This window comes from Rhizobium sp. BK512 (assembly GCF_014194915.1).
Lineage (GTDB): Bacteria > Pseudomonadota > Alphaproteobacteria > Rhizobiales > Rhizobiaceae > Rhizobium.
Window position 1 is genome coordinate 309,916 of sequence record NZ_JACIAS010000005.1, and the last position, 15,036, is coordinate 324,951.

The window sequence follows — 15,036 nt, forward strand, 5'->3', positions numbered from 1 at the left end:
ATCTGGATGTCGGAGTTGATGCCTGAGAGCATCGTGTTGTGATCACATCGGCCGTTTGATGCCCCTCACAACATATCATACCCTCCGTTCAAGTGTCGGATTGCGTCGCGTCTTTTGCCTTGCCGGGCGTGTGAACCCGGCCAAGAAAGTTACGGACGAGTGAGACCACCTCATCTAGGTTGGTCTCCAGAAGCCAATGGCCGCCGTCCAAAAGATGCAGTTCGGCGTCAGGGAGGTGGCGGAGATAGGCACGCGCCGACTTCTCCGGCATGTACCCGTCCTGAGGTCCCCATACGATCAGCGTTGGCGGACGGTGCGTGGCGAGGTAGTTTCGGTGTTGCGGAAACCAGGCGCGGTTCTCCTTCAGGCCCGAGATCAGATCAATCGCAACCTCCCTGCGCTTCGGCGTCATCAGCGACCAATGCAGCTTCCAGAGGTCGGGAGGAATTTGTTGAGCGAGCTCAGGCCTCACATGGTTGAGGAACTCCTGCCTGAATGTCTCCTCGTTGATCGCCTCCGCGACTTTCAGCCTCATGTCGGCTCGAGGTAGCTGCCAGGTCTCCTCGATTTCGGCATATTTCGATCCCAGCGCATCCTCGTAGGGGATATCGCCATTTTGAATGATAAGTGCGGCAATGCGCTCCGGTGCCTTGATAGCCAACCGCGCGCCGATGGGCGATCCGAAGTCGTGCAGATAGAGCGCAAAGCGTTTCACGCCAAGCGTCGTCACGAAGCTGTCCAGGAAGTTGGCATAGCCGTCGAAGCTGTACTCGAAATTATCAGGAGTTGCACTGTAGCCGGCGCCGGGAAAGTCGGGCGCGAGTAGCCGCCAGTTATCTGCCAGTCTCGGCATGAGATTGCGGAATTCATACGACGAGCACGGGTAGCCGTGCGGCAGCAGTACCACGGGTGCGTTTTCAGGCCCTGCCTCGCGATAAAAGATATCAATGCCGTTGATGCTCACATATCGATGGGTCGTTTGTTGCACGCACACCTCTCGGCCGCTCAGACTCCTTGGAGATCACCAAACCGCTCGAACATCTATTGGTTCCCTGTGGTCCGGCAATAGCGGACCTGCGGCAATGGGTGTCGTCGCATCACGCGCGCATCGACGCGGAGATTTCTTGGTTCGGAATCACTCAACCAACGTCGACCGGCTTTTGTTCCGGAAGTCGCTCGTTCAGGAGAACCTCAGGGCGGCACTTCGCGGCAGAAGCGTCAGCCGTTTCCAACTGACGCTTCTGCCGCGACTGCATGGTTTTCTGCCTGAGCCCAAGCGCCGGACAAACCTACCAGATGCCCAGGCAGAATTCCTCAAGCCGGCAATTGGAAGATCCAGTTGGCGGTCAATACAATGGCGAGGCCGCCGGCAAGCGCGAGATGCGGCAGTATCCCGGCCTTTTTGACGCCGACGTCCTGGCCCACGAGGTCAAGGTCGTCCATGGCGCCGGGCGGGAACTTACCACCGTCGCGCACATTGCCGATCATCTGAAAGGCAGGGGCTTCGTCAGCGACCAGAGCCATGGCCGCATCCGCATCGCTCTTTCCGGTCCCCGCGCTGCAGACCTGCTCGCTGAGGGAACGGCAGTCGATCTCGATGCCGCCCCGTTCCCTATTTGCCGTCGCGCTTTTCGGGCATGTCTCCGTCCACCTGACGCGCACGCAGACGACGCGCTTCGAGCTCACAGTGCTGCGCAGCTTTGCAGAAGATCTCTACGAGATGCTCGAACATGCCGCAGCAGCCTGAGCGCAAGCCCTTAGGTCATGTAGACTCACAAAAGCCAGGCCCACGGTTAAGAGCTTAAGACAACGAACATAACCTCAGAGCATCATAGATGGCCGCATGGATGTTGCGGCTGGAAACCGCGTCGCCGATCCGCACGAGGTCAAAACGTCCCTCGCTGTTGCGTTGTGGCAGCGGTGGCCGACGATTGATCAGGGCAGAATAATCCACGGCACCAAGATTTCGCGAAATCGGCTTCAGTTCGAGATAGAGCCCGTCATTGGCAAGCGTGCCATGTTCGACAACGACCTGGGACACGCGCCGCTCCCACTGTGCGCCGTCTGCGAAATCCGATCCGAGCATGGCGACAAGGGCATTGCCGTCGCGGCGAACGGATTTGAGCCGCGTGTTGATGGTAACCCTCACGTTGCGTTCGGCGAAGGCACGGGCATAAGGCACATGATTCATGCCGCCCATATCAGGCGCGAAGAAGCGTTCGGGGGAGACGAGCTCGAGTTCAGCACCGCTTCTGGCAATCACCTCAGCCGCCGACATTCCCGGATGCCCGCCATTGTCATCGAAGAGCAGTACCGTGTCGGCGATCCTGGCGCCGCCGGCGAGGATTTCCCAGGAAGAAGTCACTAGCTCGTCGCCGGCATCCAGTTCGGGTTGCTGCGCAATGCCACCGGTCGCGATGACAACGAGATTGGGTTCAAGAGCAAGGATATCACCTGCCTCGGCGTAGACGTCATAGTGCATGCGAACACCCAGCCGCTCGAGTTCCGCCAGCCGCCAGTCGATAATGCCTACCATCTCCTTGCGCCGGGGATTTCGGATGAGCAGATTGACCTGTCCGCCGGCCTTTCCCGTCGCTTCCAGAACATTCACCTGATGACCACGCTCCGCAAGCACGCGAGCGGCCTCGAGGCCGGCCGGCCCCGCACCGACCACGACGGCCTTGCGGCGGATCTCCGCCTTGGGGATCTCGTGCGGAATTTCCCCTTCACGACCGGTCGCGGCATTGTGGATACAGAGTGCCTCCCCGCCTTCATAGATCCGGTCGAGACAGTAGGTAGCGCCGACACAGGGCCGGATGCGTGCCTCCTCGCCGCTCTCGATCTTTCGCACTATATGCGGGTCGGCGATATGGGCGCGCGTCATGCCGACCATGTCGAGCTTACCCTCGGCGATCGCATGACGGGCTGTTGCTACGTCACCGATGCGTGCGGCGTGGAATACGGGGAACTTGGTTATCGCCCTCACTTCGCCGGCAAAATCGAGATGCGGGGCAGATGCCATGCCCTGGATCGGGATGACCTCGTTGAGCGCGACATCGCTGTCGATATGGCCGCGAATGATGTTGAGAAAATCGATGTCGCCGGATCGGGCAAACCGTGATGCGATCTCTATGCCTTCCTCCCGCGATAGTCCCTTCTCCCAGTCCTCGTCGGCGACGAGACGCATGCCGACGATGAAATCCGGCCCGACCGCTTCGCGAACCGCCTGCGTGACCATGACAGAAAAACGCATGCGGTTGTCGAGCGATCCGCCGAATTCATCTTCACGCCGGTTGGTTGCCGGCGACCAGAAACCATCGAGCAGATGGCCGTAAGCTTCGATCTCGATACCATCGAGGCCGGCTTCCTGCATGCGCTGCGCGGCGCTTGCATAATCGGCCACGATACGCTCGATGTCCCAGTCTTCCACCTCTTTCGGGAAGGCCCGGTGCGCCGGCTCGCGGATTGGCGAGGCCGCCAGAACGGGCAGCCAGTCGCCCTTGTTCCAGCTTGTACGGCGGCCGAGATGCGTGAGTTGGATCATGACTGCCGCACCGAACTCGTGACAGTCGTCGGCAAGTCCCTTCAACCAGGGCACGATCTCGTCGCGATAGGCGTGGAGATTGCCGAAGGACGGCGGGGAGTCAGGCGAGACGACCGCCGATCCCGCCGTCATGGTCAGTGCAATGCCGCCTCTTGCCTTTTCCCTGTGATAGAGCCGATAGCGATCCGTCGGCATGCCGTTTTCCGAATAAGCCGGCTCGTGAGCGGTCGACATGACGCGGTTTTTAAGCGTCAGCTGCTTGAGCTGAAACGGCTGCAGCAGGGGGTCTTTGGAGGACATGTCCGCACTCGTTGCTTGGTGGGAGTGGCAATCGAACCGCTATTCTGACCCATGCCGCCTGAAATGACGATCCGATCGGCGTCGCTTTCTAGCCGGCATGCGTCCGCCGGCTGCGGCTGAGGTCGACGGCGGTATGCCAGAGAACGGCTGCGAAGATGATGGCGCCGCCGAAGAAGGTGGCGACAGGCGGTTGCTCGGAGAACAGAAGCCAGACCCAGAACGGGGTCAGCACGATCTCCATCGTCCCGATCAACGCAGCTTCGGCCGGCGGCATTCGCCTGGCCCCGGCCAGGAAGAGCACAAGCGCCAGCGAAAAATTGGTCGCACCGAAAGCAGCAAGCACGATCCAGTTGTGAAGATCAAGCGAGCCGACCGAGCCGAATGGAGCGAAGATGACGAGTGTGAGGAAGGCGCTGACAACAGTCGGCGGCAGGCTCGGCACTTCAGGATTAATGCGCGGGATGATGATGACGAGCGCGAAGGAGACCGTCATGCCAAGTGCCAACAGGTCGCCGACCCCGGTGCCACCGCCGATCGACGAGGCGACGATGACCACGACACCCAGAAGAGAAATGCCCCCGGCAATCAGCGTGCGCCTTCCGACACCCTCTTTCAGGATGATCCATCCAAACAGGGCGGCGATAAAGGGTGCGGTCGAATAGATCATCGTCACATTCGCGACGCTGGTCATATATAGCGCGCCGATGAAGCAGCCCTGGCTGACTGTCTGGCAGACAATCATCGCCAGGCCGGACGGATGCAGGACCGAACGCCATTGCTTTCGTGATATCCCGCCTTCGAGGAACAGGCAGGGGATCAGCAGGAACAGCCCGCCGAACAGCGAACGCCAGGCGATCGCCGTCCAGACGTCTGTCGTCAGGAGCCGCGAGTAGACCCCGCTGGCACTCCAGGCAAGTGTCGCCGCGATGACGAGAAGGATGCCCTTCTCGCGCTCGCCGGCACCGAGGTGCCTGGCCGGATGGTCAATGGTCACGCAAGTTAGTCTCGAAGGAGGAAAAGTCGAACGCACCTCCTTTCTGCACCCGCAATTGACATCAGACAAACGAATAGTAGAGATGGATGTCATCGATTTTTTCTATGGCTGTCCATGCGCGAGCCCATTGAGAGTGATCTTCTCCGGACCTTCCTCGTCGTCGTCGAGACCACCAATTTCTCTGCGGCCGCACAGCGCGTCGGCAGAACACAGTCTGCGATCAGCGCGGCGATCAAGAAGCTGGAAGACACGATCGGCGAAGCACTGTTCGAACGCGGCGCCCGAGGGGTGGTGCTGACACGTCAGGGCGTCCAGCTTGTTCCCTATGCCCGCCGTGTCATCGATCTCCTGAGCGAGGCGGCGGCGACGATCCGCAGCAAACCGCTCGGCGGACCGGTTCGCATCGGCATTCCCGAGGAATATAGCCAGACCGTACTGCCCGCAGCACTTGCGGCCTTCGCCGTGCGTCATCCGGCTGTCGAGGTCACGATCTCCTGCGACTATACAGTCCGCAACATCGCCGCCCTGGAACGCGACGAACTCGATCTCGCCGTCGTCTTTGACTGGAGCGACCAGATGAGTGGCGAGGTGCTCTGCATCGATCCGACTGTCTGGGTGACCTCGATCGTCCACCGGCTGCACGACATCGACCCGCTGCCGATCGCAACCTACAGAGACTCGAGCTGGTGTCGCGATTTTGCATTGAAGTCGCTGCACCAGCTCGGTCGCAACTACCGGGTCGCATTCATTGCCGATACCAGCTCCGGACTGAAGAACGCCGTGACTGCCGGCCTTGCCGTCACCACGCTGTCGCGCAGCAACATCCCGCCCGGCTGCCGGGAACTGACGACCGAGGACGGCTTCCCGCCGGTCGATTCCTCAAGGGTCGTGCTTCGTCGCAATACCTTTCGGTCCAGCGAAGCGGTTCGCGAGCTGGCCGAGATGGTACGCGATGCCTTCCAGCCTATGGCCGGACCTCCGATGGCCTGATCGGACGCCGCAGCCGTCGCCGCGTTTCCGAGGGGCTTTCGGAATAGCTTGCGCGATAGCTTCGCGCGAAGGCAGAGGCCGAATTGAAGCCGGTTGCGGCGGCAATGTCGGCGAAGGACGCCGTCGTCTCTATCACCTTGCGCCGCGCCGCGTTCAATCTCAGGGCAAGATAATGAATATGGGGCGGCGCACCGATCGAGGCCTGGAAGAGATCCTGCAGGTGCCGGGCGCTGATCCCGACCCTGCGGGCAAGACGCGCAAGTACGATCGGCTGCTCGATATTGTCCTCCATCAGCCGCACAGCGTGGGCCACCCGCGGGTCATCCATGCGCAAACCTGCCGACAGCGCCTCGTCGGCATGAAAGGATGGCTGCTCGTAGCGGAACAGCCGGCTGACCTCGAGCGCCAGCGAATAGCTCTGGCGCCGCCGGATGATTTCCAGCATCAGGTCCACGGTCGGCAGCGAGCCTGATGTCGTCAGCCGCCTGCCGTCGATGACGAACCGGTCCTTGACGGCCGACACCTGCGGATAGGCGAGCGCGAAATCCTCGTAGTCCTCCCAATGGACGGTCGCCGACAAGCCGTCGAGCAGGCAGGCTTCCGCGAGCAGCCAGGTGCCGGATTCGATGCCGGCGATTATGGTCCGGTGGCGTGCCGCCTGCGATAGCTGCATTTTTAGGCCCGCTGTCGCGCTTTGCCGCCAGTTGTAGCTCGCCAGCACGAAGAGCGGTGTATCCGATGCCGTGATCTGGAACGTTCCCTGCGTCGGTATGGCAATGTGGCTGGTTGTCGGCACAGCTTCTCCATCTGGCGTGAAGATGCGCCAGCGGTAGAGCTCGCTGCCGGAAATGCGGTTTGCCCCGCGCAACGGTTCGATGACGGAGGCAATGAGGATGAGATTGGTGTCCGGCAGGACGAGAAGATCGATGTCGAGCCGTTCCGTTGATCGCTCCAGCACAGTCCCCTCCCTGGTGTTCCGATAATGTATCGGTCGATTCCGAAAATGCAAAGCATCCTCTCCCATCCTGGCGCGTAATGCCCTCAAGACGAGGGAGAACAACAAACATGCCTCTTGCGATGAACCGCGATGTTTTCATCACGTGCGCCGTCACCGGTGCCGGCGATACGGTTTCGAAATCCAGCCACGTTCCCATTACTCCCAAGCAGATCGCGGATTCCGCGATCGACGCCGCCAAGGCTGGGGCGGCAGTCGTTCACTGCCATGTCCGCGATCCGGAAACCGGTGCCGCAAGCCGCCGCAACGACCTCTACAGAGAGGTCACCGACCGCATCCGTTCTGCCGATGTCGACGTGGTGCTGAACCTGACGGCCGGCATGGGCGGAGATCTGATTTTCGGCGATGTCGAAAGCCCCCTTCCCCTGAAGGCGTCGGGAACGGATATGGCAGGGGCAACCGAGCGCGTCAGCCATGTCGCCGAATGCCTGCCGGAAATCTGCACGCTCGACTGCGGCACGATGAACTTCAATCTCGGCGATTACGTCATGACCAACACGCCCGCCATGCTGCGGGCAATGGCGAAGAAAATGACCGATCTCGGCGTGCGCCCCGAGATCGAGGCCTTCGACACCGGCCATCTCTGGTTTGCAAAGCAGCTCGCCGAAGAAGGCCTGATCGAAGATCCAGTGCTCATCCAGCTCTGCATGGGCATTCCCTGGGGTGCCCCTGACGATCTCAACACCTTCATGGCCATGGTCAACAACGTGCCCGATAGCTGGACCTTCTCGGCCTTTTCGATCGGTCGCAACGCCATGGCCTATCCGGCTGCCGCGGTTCTGGCGGGCGGCAATGTCCGCGTTGGACTGGAGGATAATCTCTATATCGGCAAGGGCGCGCTCGCCACCAATGCGCAGCTCGTCGAAAAGGCCGTGCAGGTGGTCGAAGGCATGGGTGCGCGGATCATTGGTCCTGAGGACGTCCGCAAGAAACTCAATCTGACGAAACGCTGAGGACGACATGACAGGGATCACCAAAGCGGCCTGTATCGGCGGCGGCGTCATCGGCGGCGGATGGATTGCACGTTTTCTGCTTGCCGGCATCGATGTCAGCGTCTTCGATCCGCATCCGGAAGCAAGCCGCATCGTCGGCGAGGTCCTTGCCAATGCGGAAAAAGCCTATGCGATGCTGACCGGGGCACCGCTGCCGCCGCGCGGCCGGCTTACCTTTGAAACGTCGCTGCAAGCGGCCGTCTCCGGTACAGACTGGATCCAGGAAAGCGTGCCCGAACGGCTCGACCTCAAGCGCCGCGTATTGACGGAAATCGATGCTGCGGCACGACCGGACGCGCTGATCGGCTCGTCCACATCAGGCCTGCTGCCGAGCGACCTGCAGCGCGACATGAAACATCCCGAGCGCCTTTTCGTCGCCCATCCCTACAACCCCGTCTACCTGCTGCCACTAGTCGAAATCGTCGGCGGCGAGAAGACCTCGAAAGCGACCATCGAGGCAGCGATGGAGCGGCTCGCTCCAATCGGCATGAAGGGCGTTCATATCGCCAAGGAGATCGAGGCCTTCGTCGGCGACCGGCTGCTCGAAGCGCTCTGGCGCGAGGCGCTCTGGCTTATCCATGACGATATCTGCACCGTCGAGACGCTCGACGACGTCATCCGCTATTCTTTCGGACTGCGCTGGGCGCAGATGGGTCTGTTCCAGACCTATCGCATTGCCGGCGGCGAGGCCGGAATGCGCCATTTCCTCGCGCAGTTCGGACCCTGCCTAGCCTGGCCCTGGACGAAACTGACCGACGTCGTCGACCTCGACGACGCGCTGATCGAAAAGATCGGAAAACAGTCGGACGAACAGGCCGCCGGCCTTTCGATCCGTGCACTGGAGCGCATCCGCGACGAAAATCTCGTCGGCATCCTGCAGGCGCTGAAGGCCGGAAACGATGGCAAGGGCTGGGGCGCCGGCCAATTGCTGAAGGATTTCGAACGGTCCCTGTGGGCAGCAGGCGGCGGGAAAACCACTACTGCCGATCCTTCTGGCCCCCTGAAGCTCGTCGAGACCAAGGTGAGCCCCGCCTGGGTCGACTATAACGGCCATATGACGGAGCATCGCTACCTGCAGGTTTTCGGCGATACGTCCGACGCGCTTCTCCGGCTGATCGGGGTCGATCTTGCCTATGTCGAGGCCGGGCAGAGCTACTATACGGTCGAAACCCATATCCGCCATCTTGGCGAGGCCAAGCTCGGGCAGGCGATCCATTCGACCTGCCAGATCCTCGCAATTGACGAGAAGCGGCTGCACCTCTTCCACACGATCCACGACACTGAGAGCGGCGCCGTGCTCGCCACTGCCGAGCAGATGCTGCTGCATGTCGATACTGAAGCCGGCAAGGCGACACCGGCGCCAGTCGCAGTCCTCGACAAGGCAAATCTGATCGCCGCGGCCCATGCAAAGCTGCCTCCCCCCGATGGGGTTGGCCGCCATGTCGGCCAGAAACGATAGGGAGATCGACATGGATTTCGGCCTCAGCGAAGAACAGGAAATGATCGTCAAGACGGTCCGCGGCTTCGTCGAAACCGAAATCTTTCCGCATGAGAACGAAGTCGAGCGCACGGGTTTCGTTCCGCCGGATCTAGCAGCTGAGATCCGGCGCAAATGCATCGACCTCGGCTTCTACGCCTGCAATTTCCCCGAAGAGGCGGGCGGCGCCGGCCTCGATCATGTCACCTTCACGCTTGTCGAGCGGGAACTCGGCCGGGGCTCCATGGCCCTGACGGTCTTTTTCGGTCGTCCCTCTGGCATCCTGATGGCCTGCGAGGGCGAGCAGCGTGAACGGTATTTGCTTCCTGCCGTCCGCGGAGAAAAGATCGACGCGCTGGCGATCACCGAGCCCGATGCCGGTTCCGACATGCGCGGCATGAAATGCACCGCTCGCAGCAACGGCAGCGATTTCGTGCTCAATGGCACCAAGCATTTCATCTCGCATGCCGATGTCGCCGATTTCATCATCGTCTTTGCCGCGACCGGCGAGGAGGAAACACCGAGAGGCCTCAAGAAGAAGATCACCGCGTTTCTGGTCGATCGCGGCACGCCAGGCTTCGAAATCCTCAAGGGTTACGATTCCGTCTCCCATCGCGGTTATCACAATTGCACCTTGAGCTTTGCCGATTGTCGCATTCCGGCCTCCCAAGTGCTGGGCGAGGTGCATCGCGGTTTCGAACTTGCCAACCAATGGCTCTACGGCACCCGGCTGACGGTCGCTGCCACCTGCGTCGGTCGGGCGCGGCGCGTCTTCGACATGGCGCTTTCCTATGCTGCCGAGCGCAAGCAGTTCGGCAGGCCGATCGGTGCCAACCAGGGGGTATCCTTCAAGCTTGCCGACATGATCACCGAGATCGACGCAGCCGACTGGCTGACACTTTCGGCGGCATGGCGACTGGATGCAGGCCTGACTTCCGATCGCGAAATCGCTTCGGCCAAGCTTTACGCCTCCGAAATGCTTGCCCGCGTCACCGATGAGGCGATCCAGATCTACGGCGGCATGGGCCTGATGGACGATCTGCCGCTTTCCCGCTTTTGGCGGGATGCGCGCGTCGAACGCATCTGGGACGGCACGTCGGAAATCCAGCGCCACATCATCAGCCGCGATCTCCTGCGGCCTCTGGGAGCGTAGCCGATGACAGCACGCGCGCTCGACCGCCTGTTCAGACCGCAAACGATCGCCGTCTTCGGCGGCCGCGAAGCGCGTCGGGTGATCGAGCAGTGCGATCGGATGGGGTTTGCGGGCGAGCTCTGGCCCGTTCACCCGACGCTCGCCGAGGTCCTCGGACGGCGCTGCTACAGAAGCGTTTCCGACCTGCCGTCGCCGCCCGACGCGGCCTTTGTCGGGGTCAACAGGATATCGACCGTCGAGATCGTGCGCAGTCTGTCGGCAGCGGGTGCCGGCGGTGCGGTCTGTTATGCCTCGGGCTTCAGCGAGGCCGTGGCAGAACTAGCCGACGGCGCCGACCTGCAACAGGCGCTGATTGCCGCCGCAGGCGACATGCCGATCCTCGGGCCAAACTGCTATGGCTTCATAAACGGCCTCGACGGCGCGCTTCTCTGGCCCGATCAACACGGCATGACGCGCGTCGAACGCGGCGTGGCGATCCTGACCCAATCGTCGAACATAGCGCTCAACCTGACCATGCAGACGCGCGGCCTGCCGATCGCCTATGTCGTGACATCAGGCAATCAGGCGCAAACCTCGCTGTCCGATATCGCCTGTGGCCTGCTTTCCGACCCGCGCGTGACGGCGCTTGGCCTCCATGTCGAAGGCTTTGGAGACAAGGCCGCGCTCGAGCGCCTTGCCGCCACAGCCCGCCTGACGAAAAAGCCCGTTGTTGTTTTGAAAGTCGGCAAGTCTGAACAGGCGAGACAGGCAACGCTCTCCCATACCGCATCCCTTGCCGGCGGCGATGCGGTGGCCGATGCAGTGCTTGCCCGCCTCGGTCTTGGCCGCGTCGAAACGCTGCCGGCGCTACTCGAAGCGCTGAAACTCCTGCACGTCGCAGGCCCGCTGCAAGGTGCCGCGATCTCTTCGATGAGCTGCTCGGGTGGCGAGGCCTCGCTGATGTCGGATGCTGCCATCGGACGCGCTGTGACGTTCCGAGATCTCGAACCAAAGCAATTGCCGTGCCTGAGAGGCGTTCTCGGCGACATGGTGACGCTCTCCAATCCGCTCGATTACCACACGTTCGTGTGGGGCGATCGTGCGCGTCAGACAGAGGCTTTCACCGCCATGTTCGAAGGTGGCTACGACCTCAATCTCGTCGTCCTCGATTTTCCCCGCGCCGATCGATGCGAGGCGGCAGACTGGGTGACGACGGCCGACGCGGTCACCGCTGCGGTATCTGCGACAGGCGCGCTTGCCGGGATCCTGGCGACACTGCCCGAAAATATGCCGGAGGCTGTCGCCGGCCGACTGGTCGCCGAAGGCGTCGTTCCCTTCTGCGGTATTGATGAAACCCTGATTGCCGCGGAAGTCGCAGCCGGCATCGGCGATGCCTGGCGCAAACCGCCTTCCCTGCCGCTTCTCGATGTGGCGTCCGTCGAAGGCGCAATCGAAACGCTGACGGAGGCCGATGCGAAGACCGAACTCGATCTCGCCGGCCTTCGGACTCCCAAAGGCAGGGTTGCAAGTTCGCCGCTTCAGGCGGCGGATTATGCCGAGCGGCTCGGTTTTCCTGTTGTCCTGAAAGCTCTCGGCGTCGCGCACAAGACCGAAGCAGGCGCCGTCGCACTCAACCTGAAGGATGCCAAGGCCGTATCGGATGCCGCATCAAAGATGGCTGCGACAGACGGTTTTCTGGTCGAGAAGATGATCGACCGGCCTGTCGCCGAGCTGATCGTCGGCGCTTCCCGCGACCCGGTCTTCGGATTATCGCTAACGCTCGGCGCCGGCGGAATTTTCGTCGAATTGCTGCAGGATTCCGTTATTTTGCCGTTGCCGACGACGAGATCGGAAATTTCCGAGGCAATTTCGCGCCTGAAGATCGCAAAACTGATCGAGGGATATCGCGGGCGCCCGAAGGGAGACCTCGAAGCGACAGTGACGGCTGTCGCGCGGGCGGCAGATTATGTCGTAATGAATGCGGCACGGCTGGAGGAACTGGACATTAATCCGTTGATGGTTCTTCCCGAAGGTCACGGCGTGGCCGCAGTCGATGCCCTGATCCGGCGGAGGAGGTAGCATAGGTTGAGCAACCCCATTCGCACCCGACAGGTCGGCGCAGTGCTGGAAGTCATCATCGACCGGCCGAAGGCGAACGCCATCGACCTTGCAACAAGCCGCACCATGGGACTGATATTCCGTGATTTCCGCGACGATCCATCGCTGCGCGTGGCGATCATCTCCGGCGCAGGCGAGAAATTCTTCTGTGCCGGATGGGACCTGAAGGCCGCCGCGGCAGGCGACGCGGTCGACGGAGATTATGGTGTCGGCGGTTTCGGCGGGCTGCAGGAGCTGCGCGATCTCAACAAGCCTGTCATCTGTGCGGTCAACGGCATCTGTTGCGGAGGCGGGCTGGAGATCGCGCTCTCCGCCGACCTGATCCTCGCAGCAGAACATGCAACTTTCGCTCTTCCGGAAATCCGCTCCGGCACGGTTGCCGATGCCGCCTCGGTGAAGCTGCCGAAGCGCATCCCCTATCATATCGCCATGGACATGCTTTTGACCGGCCGCTGGCTTGACGTCCAGGAGGCGCATCGCTGGGGTTTCGTCAACGAAATCCTGGCGGCAGACAAGCTGATGGAGCGGACCTGGGATCTCGCCCGCCTGCTCGAAAGCGGGCCGCCGCTCGTCTACGCGGCAATCAAGGAAATCGTGCGTGAATCGGAGGGTTCCACCTTCCAGACTGCCATGAACAAAATCACCAAACGGCAGTTTGCTACAGTGGACCGGCTTTATTCGAGCGAGGACCAATTGGAAGGCGCACGGGCTTTCGCCGAAAAACGAAGCCCTGAATGGAAAGGACGGTAACAAGGCGGCAGCAACCGCTCATCTTCCCGCAAGCGTGCGGGCATCACGAACGGAAGAGGAAACCGTTCGGGAATCATGCCCAAAAATCGAAGTCAACGCACCATAAGAAGGAGAAGGGGAATGAACGACTACACGAAATATCTCGCAAGCCGGGTAACCGCCGGTGGTCTCAGCCGCCGCGAATTCCTGGGGCGCGCCATGGCAGCCGGCCTGACACTTGCCGTTGCCGACAAGCTCTTTACCGAAAGTGCCGAAGCCGCCGAACCGAAACGCGGCGGTCATCTGAAGCTTGGCCTGGAGGGCGGGGCTGCAACCGACTCCAAGGACCCGGCGAAATTTCTCTCGCAATTCATGTTCTGCGTCGGCCGCTGCTGGGGCGACATGCTGGTAGAATCCGATCCGCTCACCGGTGCCGCCGTACCGGCGCTCGCCGAATCCTGGGAACCGTCGAAGGATGCGGCAACCTGGACCTTCAAGATCCGCAAGGGCGTCAAGTTCCACAATGGCAAGGAACTGACGATCGATGACGTGGTCGCCACACTCAAGCGTCATACCGACAAGGCGTCGGAATCGGGCGCACTCGGCGTTCTCGGCTCGATCAAGGAAATCAAGGCGGACGGCGGCAACCTCGTCCTGACGCTTTCGGAAGGCAATGCCGATATGCCGCTGCTGTTGACCGACTATCATCTGGTCATTCAGCCAAATGGCGGTGTGGACGATCCGCTCGCCTCGATCGGCACGGGGCCCTATAAGTTGACGAACTTCGAGGCGGGCGTGCGCGCCACCTTTGAAAAGAACAAGGACGACTGGCGCACTGATCGCGGCTATGTCGATTCCATCGAAATCATCGGCATGAACGACGCCACGGCGCGTATCGCCGCGCTCTCGTCCGGCCAGGTGCATTACATCAACCGCGTCGATCCGAAGACCGTCAATCTCCTGAAGCGTGCTCCGAATGTCGAGATCCTTTCGACCGCCGGACGCGGCCACTATGTCTTCATCATGCATTGCGACAAGGCGCCGTTCGACAATAACGACCTGCGCCTCGCGCTTAAATACGCCATGGACCGCGAGACCATGGTGGAGAAGATCCTCGGCGGTTACGGCAAGGTCGGCAACGATTTCCCGATCAACAGTACCTACGCGCTCTTTCCCGAGGGCATCGAACAGCGCACCTATGATCCGGACAAGGCGGCCTTCCACTACAAGAAATCAGGCCATAGCGGCTCGGTCCTGCTGCGCACTTCCGAAGTCGCTTTCCCCGGCGGTGTCGACGCGGCCGTCCTCTATCAGGAAAGCTGCAAGAAGGCCGGCATCGAGATCGAGGTCAAGCGCGAGCCGGGCGACGGCTACTGGACCAACGTCTGGAACGTCCAGCCCTTCTCCACCTCCTATTGGGGCGGACGACCGACACAGGACCAGATGTACTCCACCGCCTATCTTTCGACGGCAGACTGGAACGACACCCGCTTCAAGCGTCCGGATTTCGACAAGCTGTTGCTTCAGGCCCGTTCCGAACTCGACGAGGCCAAGCGCAAGGAGCTCTATCGCGCCATGGCCATGATGGTCCGCGACGAAGGCGGCGTCATCCTGCCGATGTTCAACGACTTCGTGAACGCCTCCACCAAGCAGGTGAAGGGCTACGTCCACGACATCGGCAACGACATGTCGAACGGCTACGTCGCAACCCGCGTCTGGCTGGAGGCCTGACGCCGGTCTTCTGT

Annotated in this window: 13 protein-coding genes; 8 read left to right on the forward strand and 5 right to left on the reverse strand. The window is 61.4% G+C overall.

All coding sequences use genetic code 11. The features are described 5' to 3' along the window. Positions 1-88 precede the first annotated feature (88 nt). Together FHX06_RS19435 and FHX06_RS19440 are read right to left on the reverse strand one after the other, a co-directional pair. Positions 89-988, reverse strand: a complete 900-nt coding sequence (locus FHX06_RS19435) for an alpha/beta fold hydrolase (RefSeq protein WP_183880508.1) — start codon at positions 986-988, stop codon at positions 89-91. A gap of 326 nt (positions 989-1,314) precedes the next feature. Then, a complete protein-coding gene (locus FHX06_RS19440) occupies positions 1,315-1,524 on the reverse strand; it encodes a hypothetical protein (protein ID WP_210300593.1) in 210 nt (69 codons plus the stop codon). On the opposite strand from FHX06_RS19440, the gene FHX06_RS19445 reads away from it, so the two are divergent. Beyond that, positions 1,523-1,747: a hypothetical protein gene (locus FHX06_RS19445; protein ID WP_312866586.1), complete on the forward strand. Its 225-nt coding sequence runs from the start codon at positions 1,523-1,525 to the stop codon at positions 1,745-1,747. The genes FHX06_RS19440 and FHX06_RS19445 overlap by 2 nt on opposite strands. A gap of 54 nt (positions 1,748-1,801) precedes the next feature. Here FHX06_RS19445 and FHX06_RS19450 read toward each other — a convergent pair whose 3' ends face one another. Then, positions 1,802-3,844 carry an NADH:flavin oxidoreductase gene (locus FHX06_RS19450; RefSeq protein ID WP_113212277.1) on the reverse strand — a complete coding sequence of 681 codons (2,043 nt, stop codon included), beginning with the start codon at positions 3,842-3,844 and terminating at the stop codon, positions 1,802-1,804. An 88-nt stretch (positions 3,845-3,932) separates the two neighbouring features. Further along, entirely contained in the window at positions 3,933-4,838 is a 906-nt protein-coding gene (locus tag FHX06_RS19455) for a DMT family transporter (RefSeq protein WP_113116468.1), read from the reverse strand. Between the two features lie 114 nt (positions 4,839-4,952). Here FHX06_RS19455 and FHX06_RS19460 point away from each other — a divergent pair, with 114 nt between their 5' ends. After that, positions 4,953-5,828 carry a LysR family transcriptional regulator gene (locus tag FHX06_RS19460; protein ID WP_007822164.1) on the forward strand — a complete coding sequence of 292 codons (876 nt, stop codon included), beginning with the start codon at positions 4,953-4,955 and terminating at the stop codon, positions 5,826-5,828. Here FHX06_RS19460 and FHX06_RS19465 read toward each other — a convergent pair. Continuing rightward, entirely contained in the window at positions 5,803-6,852 is a 1,050-nt protein-coding gene (locus FHX06_RS19465) for a GlxA family transcriptional regulator (RefSeq protein WP_183880687.1), read from the reverse strand. The genes FHX06_RS19460 and FHX06_RS19465 overlap by 26 nt on opposite strands. A 41-nt stretch (positions 6,853-6,893) precedes the next feature. Here FHX06_RS19465 and FHX06_RS19470 point away from each other — a divergent pair, with 41 nt between their 5' ends. The 6 genes from FHX06_RS19470 to FHX06_RS19495 all read left to right on the forward strand — a co-directional run bounded on the left by FHX06_RS19470 (position 6,894) and on the right by FHX06_RS19495 (position 15,022). Beyond that, complete coding sequence (locus FHX06_RS19470) at positions 6,894-7,796, forward strand: 3-keto-5-aminohexanoate cleavage protein (protein WP_183880510.1); 903 nt, start codon at positions 6,894-6,896, stop codon at positions 7,794-7,796. Between the two features lie 7 nt (positions 7,797-7,803). Further along, positions 7,804-9,294: a carnitine 3-dehydrogenase gene (locus tag FHX06_RS19475; protein ID WP_183880512.1), complete on the forward strand. Its 1,491-nt coding sequence runs from the start codon at positions 7,804-7,806 to the stop codon at positions 9,292-9,294. 10 nt (positions 9,295-9,304) lie between these two features. Continuing rightward, positions 9,305-10,465 (forward strand): acyl-CoA dehydrogenase family protein, encoded by a 1,161-nt coding sequence (locus FHX06_RS19480; protein WP_183880689.1) that lies wholly within the window; start codon positions 9,305-9,307, stop codon positions 10,463-10,465. 3 nt (positions 10,466-10,468) lie between these two features. Next, complete coding sequence (locus tag FHX06_RS19485; RefSeq protein WP_183880514.1) at positions 10,469-12,523, forward strand: acetate--CoA ligase family protein; 2,055 nt, start codon at positions 10,469-10,471, stop codon at positions 12,521-12,523. Between the two features lie 6 nt (positions 12,524-12,529). Continuing rightward, positions 12,530-13,312: a carnitinyl-CoA dehydratase gene (locus tag FHX06_RS19490; protein WP_183880516.1), complete on the forward strand. Its 783-nt coding sequence runs from the start codon at positions 12,530-12,532 to the stop codon at positions 13,310-13,312. 120 nt (positions 13,313-13,432) lie between these two features. After that, positions 13,433-15,022, forward strand: coding sequence for an ABC transporter substrate-binding protein (locus tag FHX06_RS19495; RefSeq protein ID WP_112542515.1), 1,590 nt, complete (start codon positions 13,433-13,435; stop codon positions 15,020-15,022). Positions 15,023-15,036: the final 14 nt, after the last annotated feature.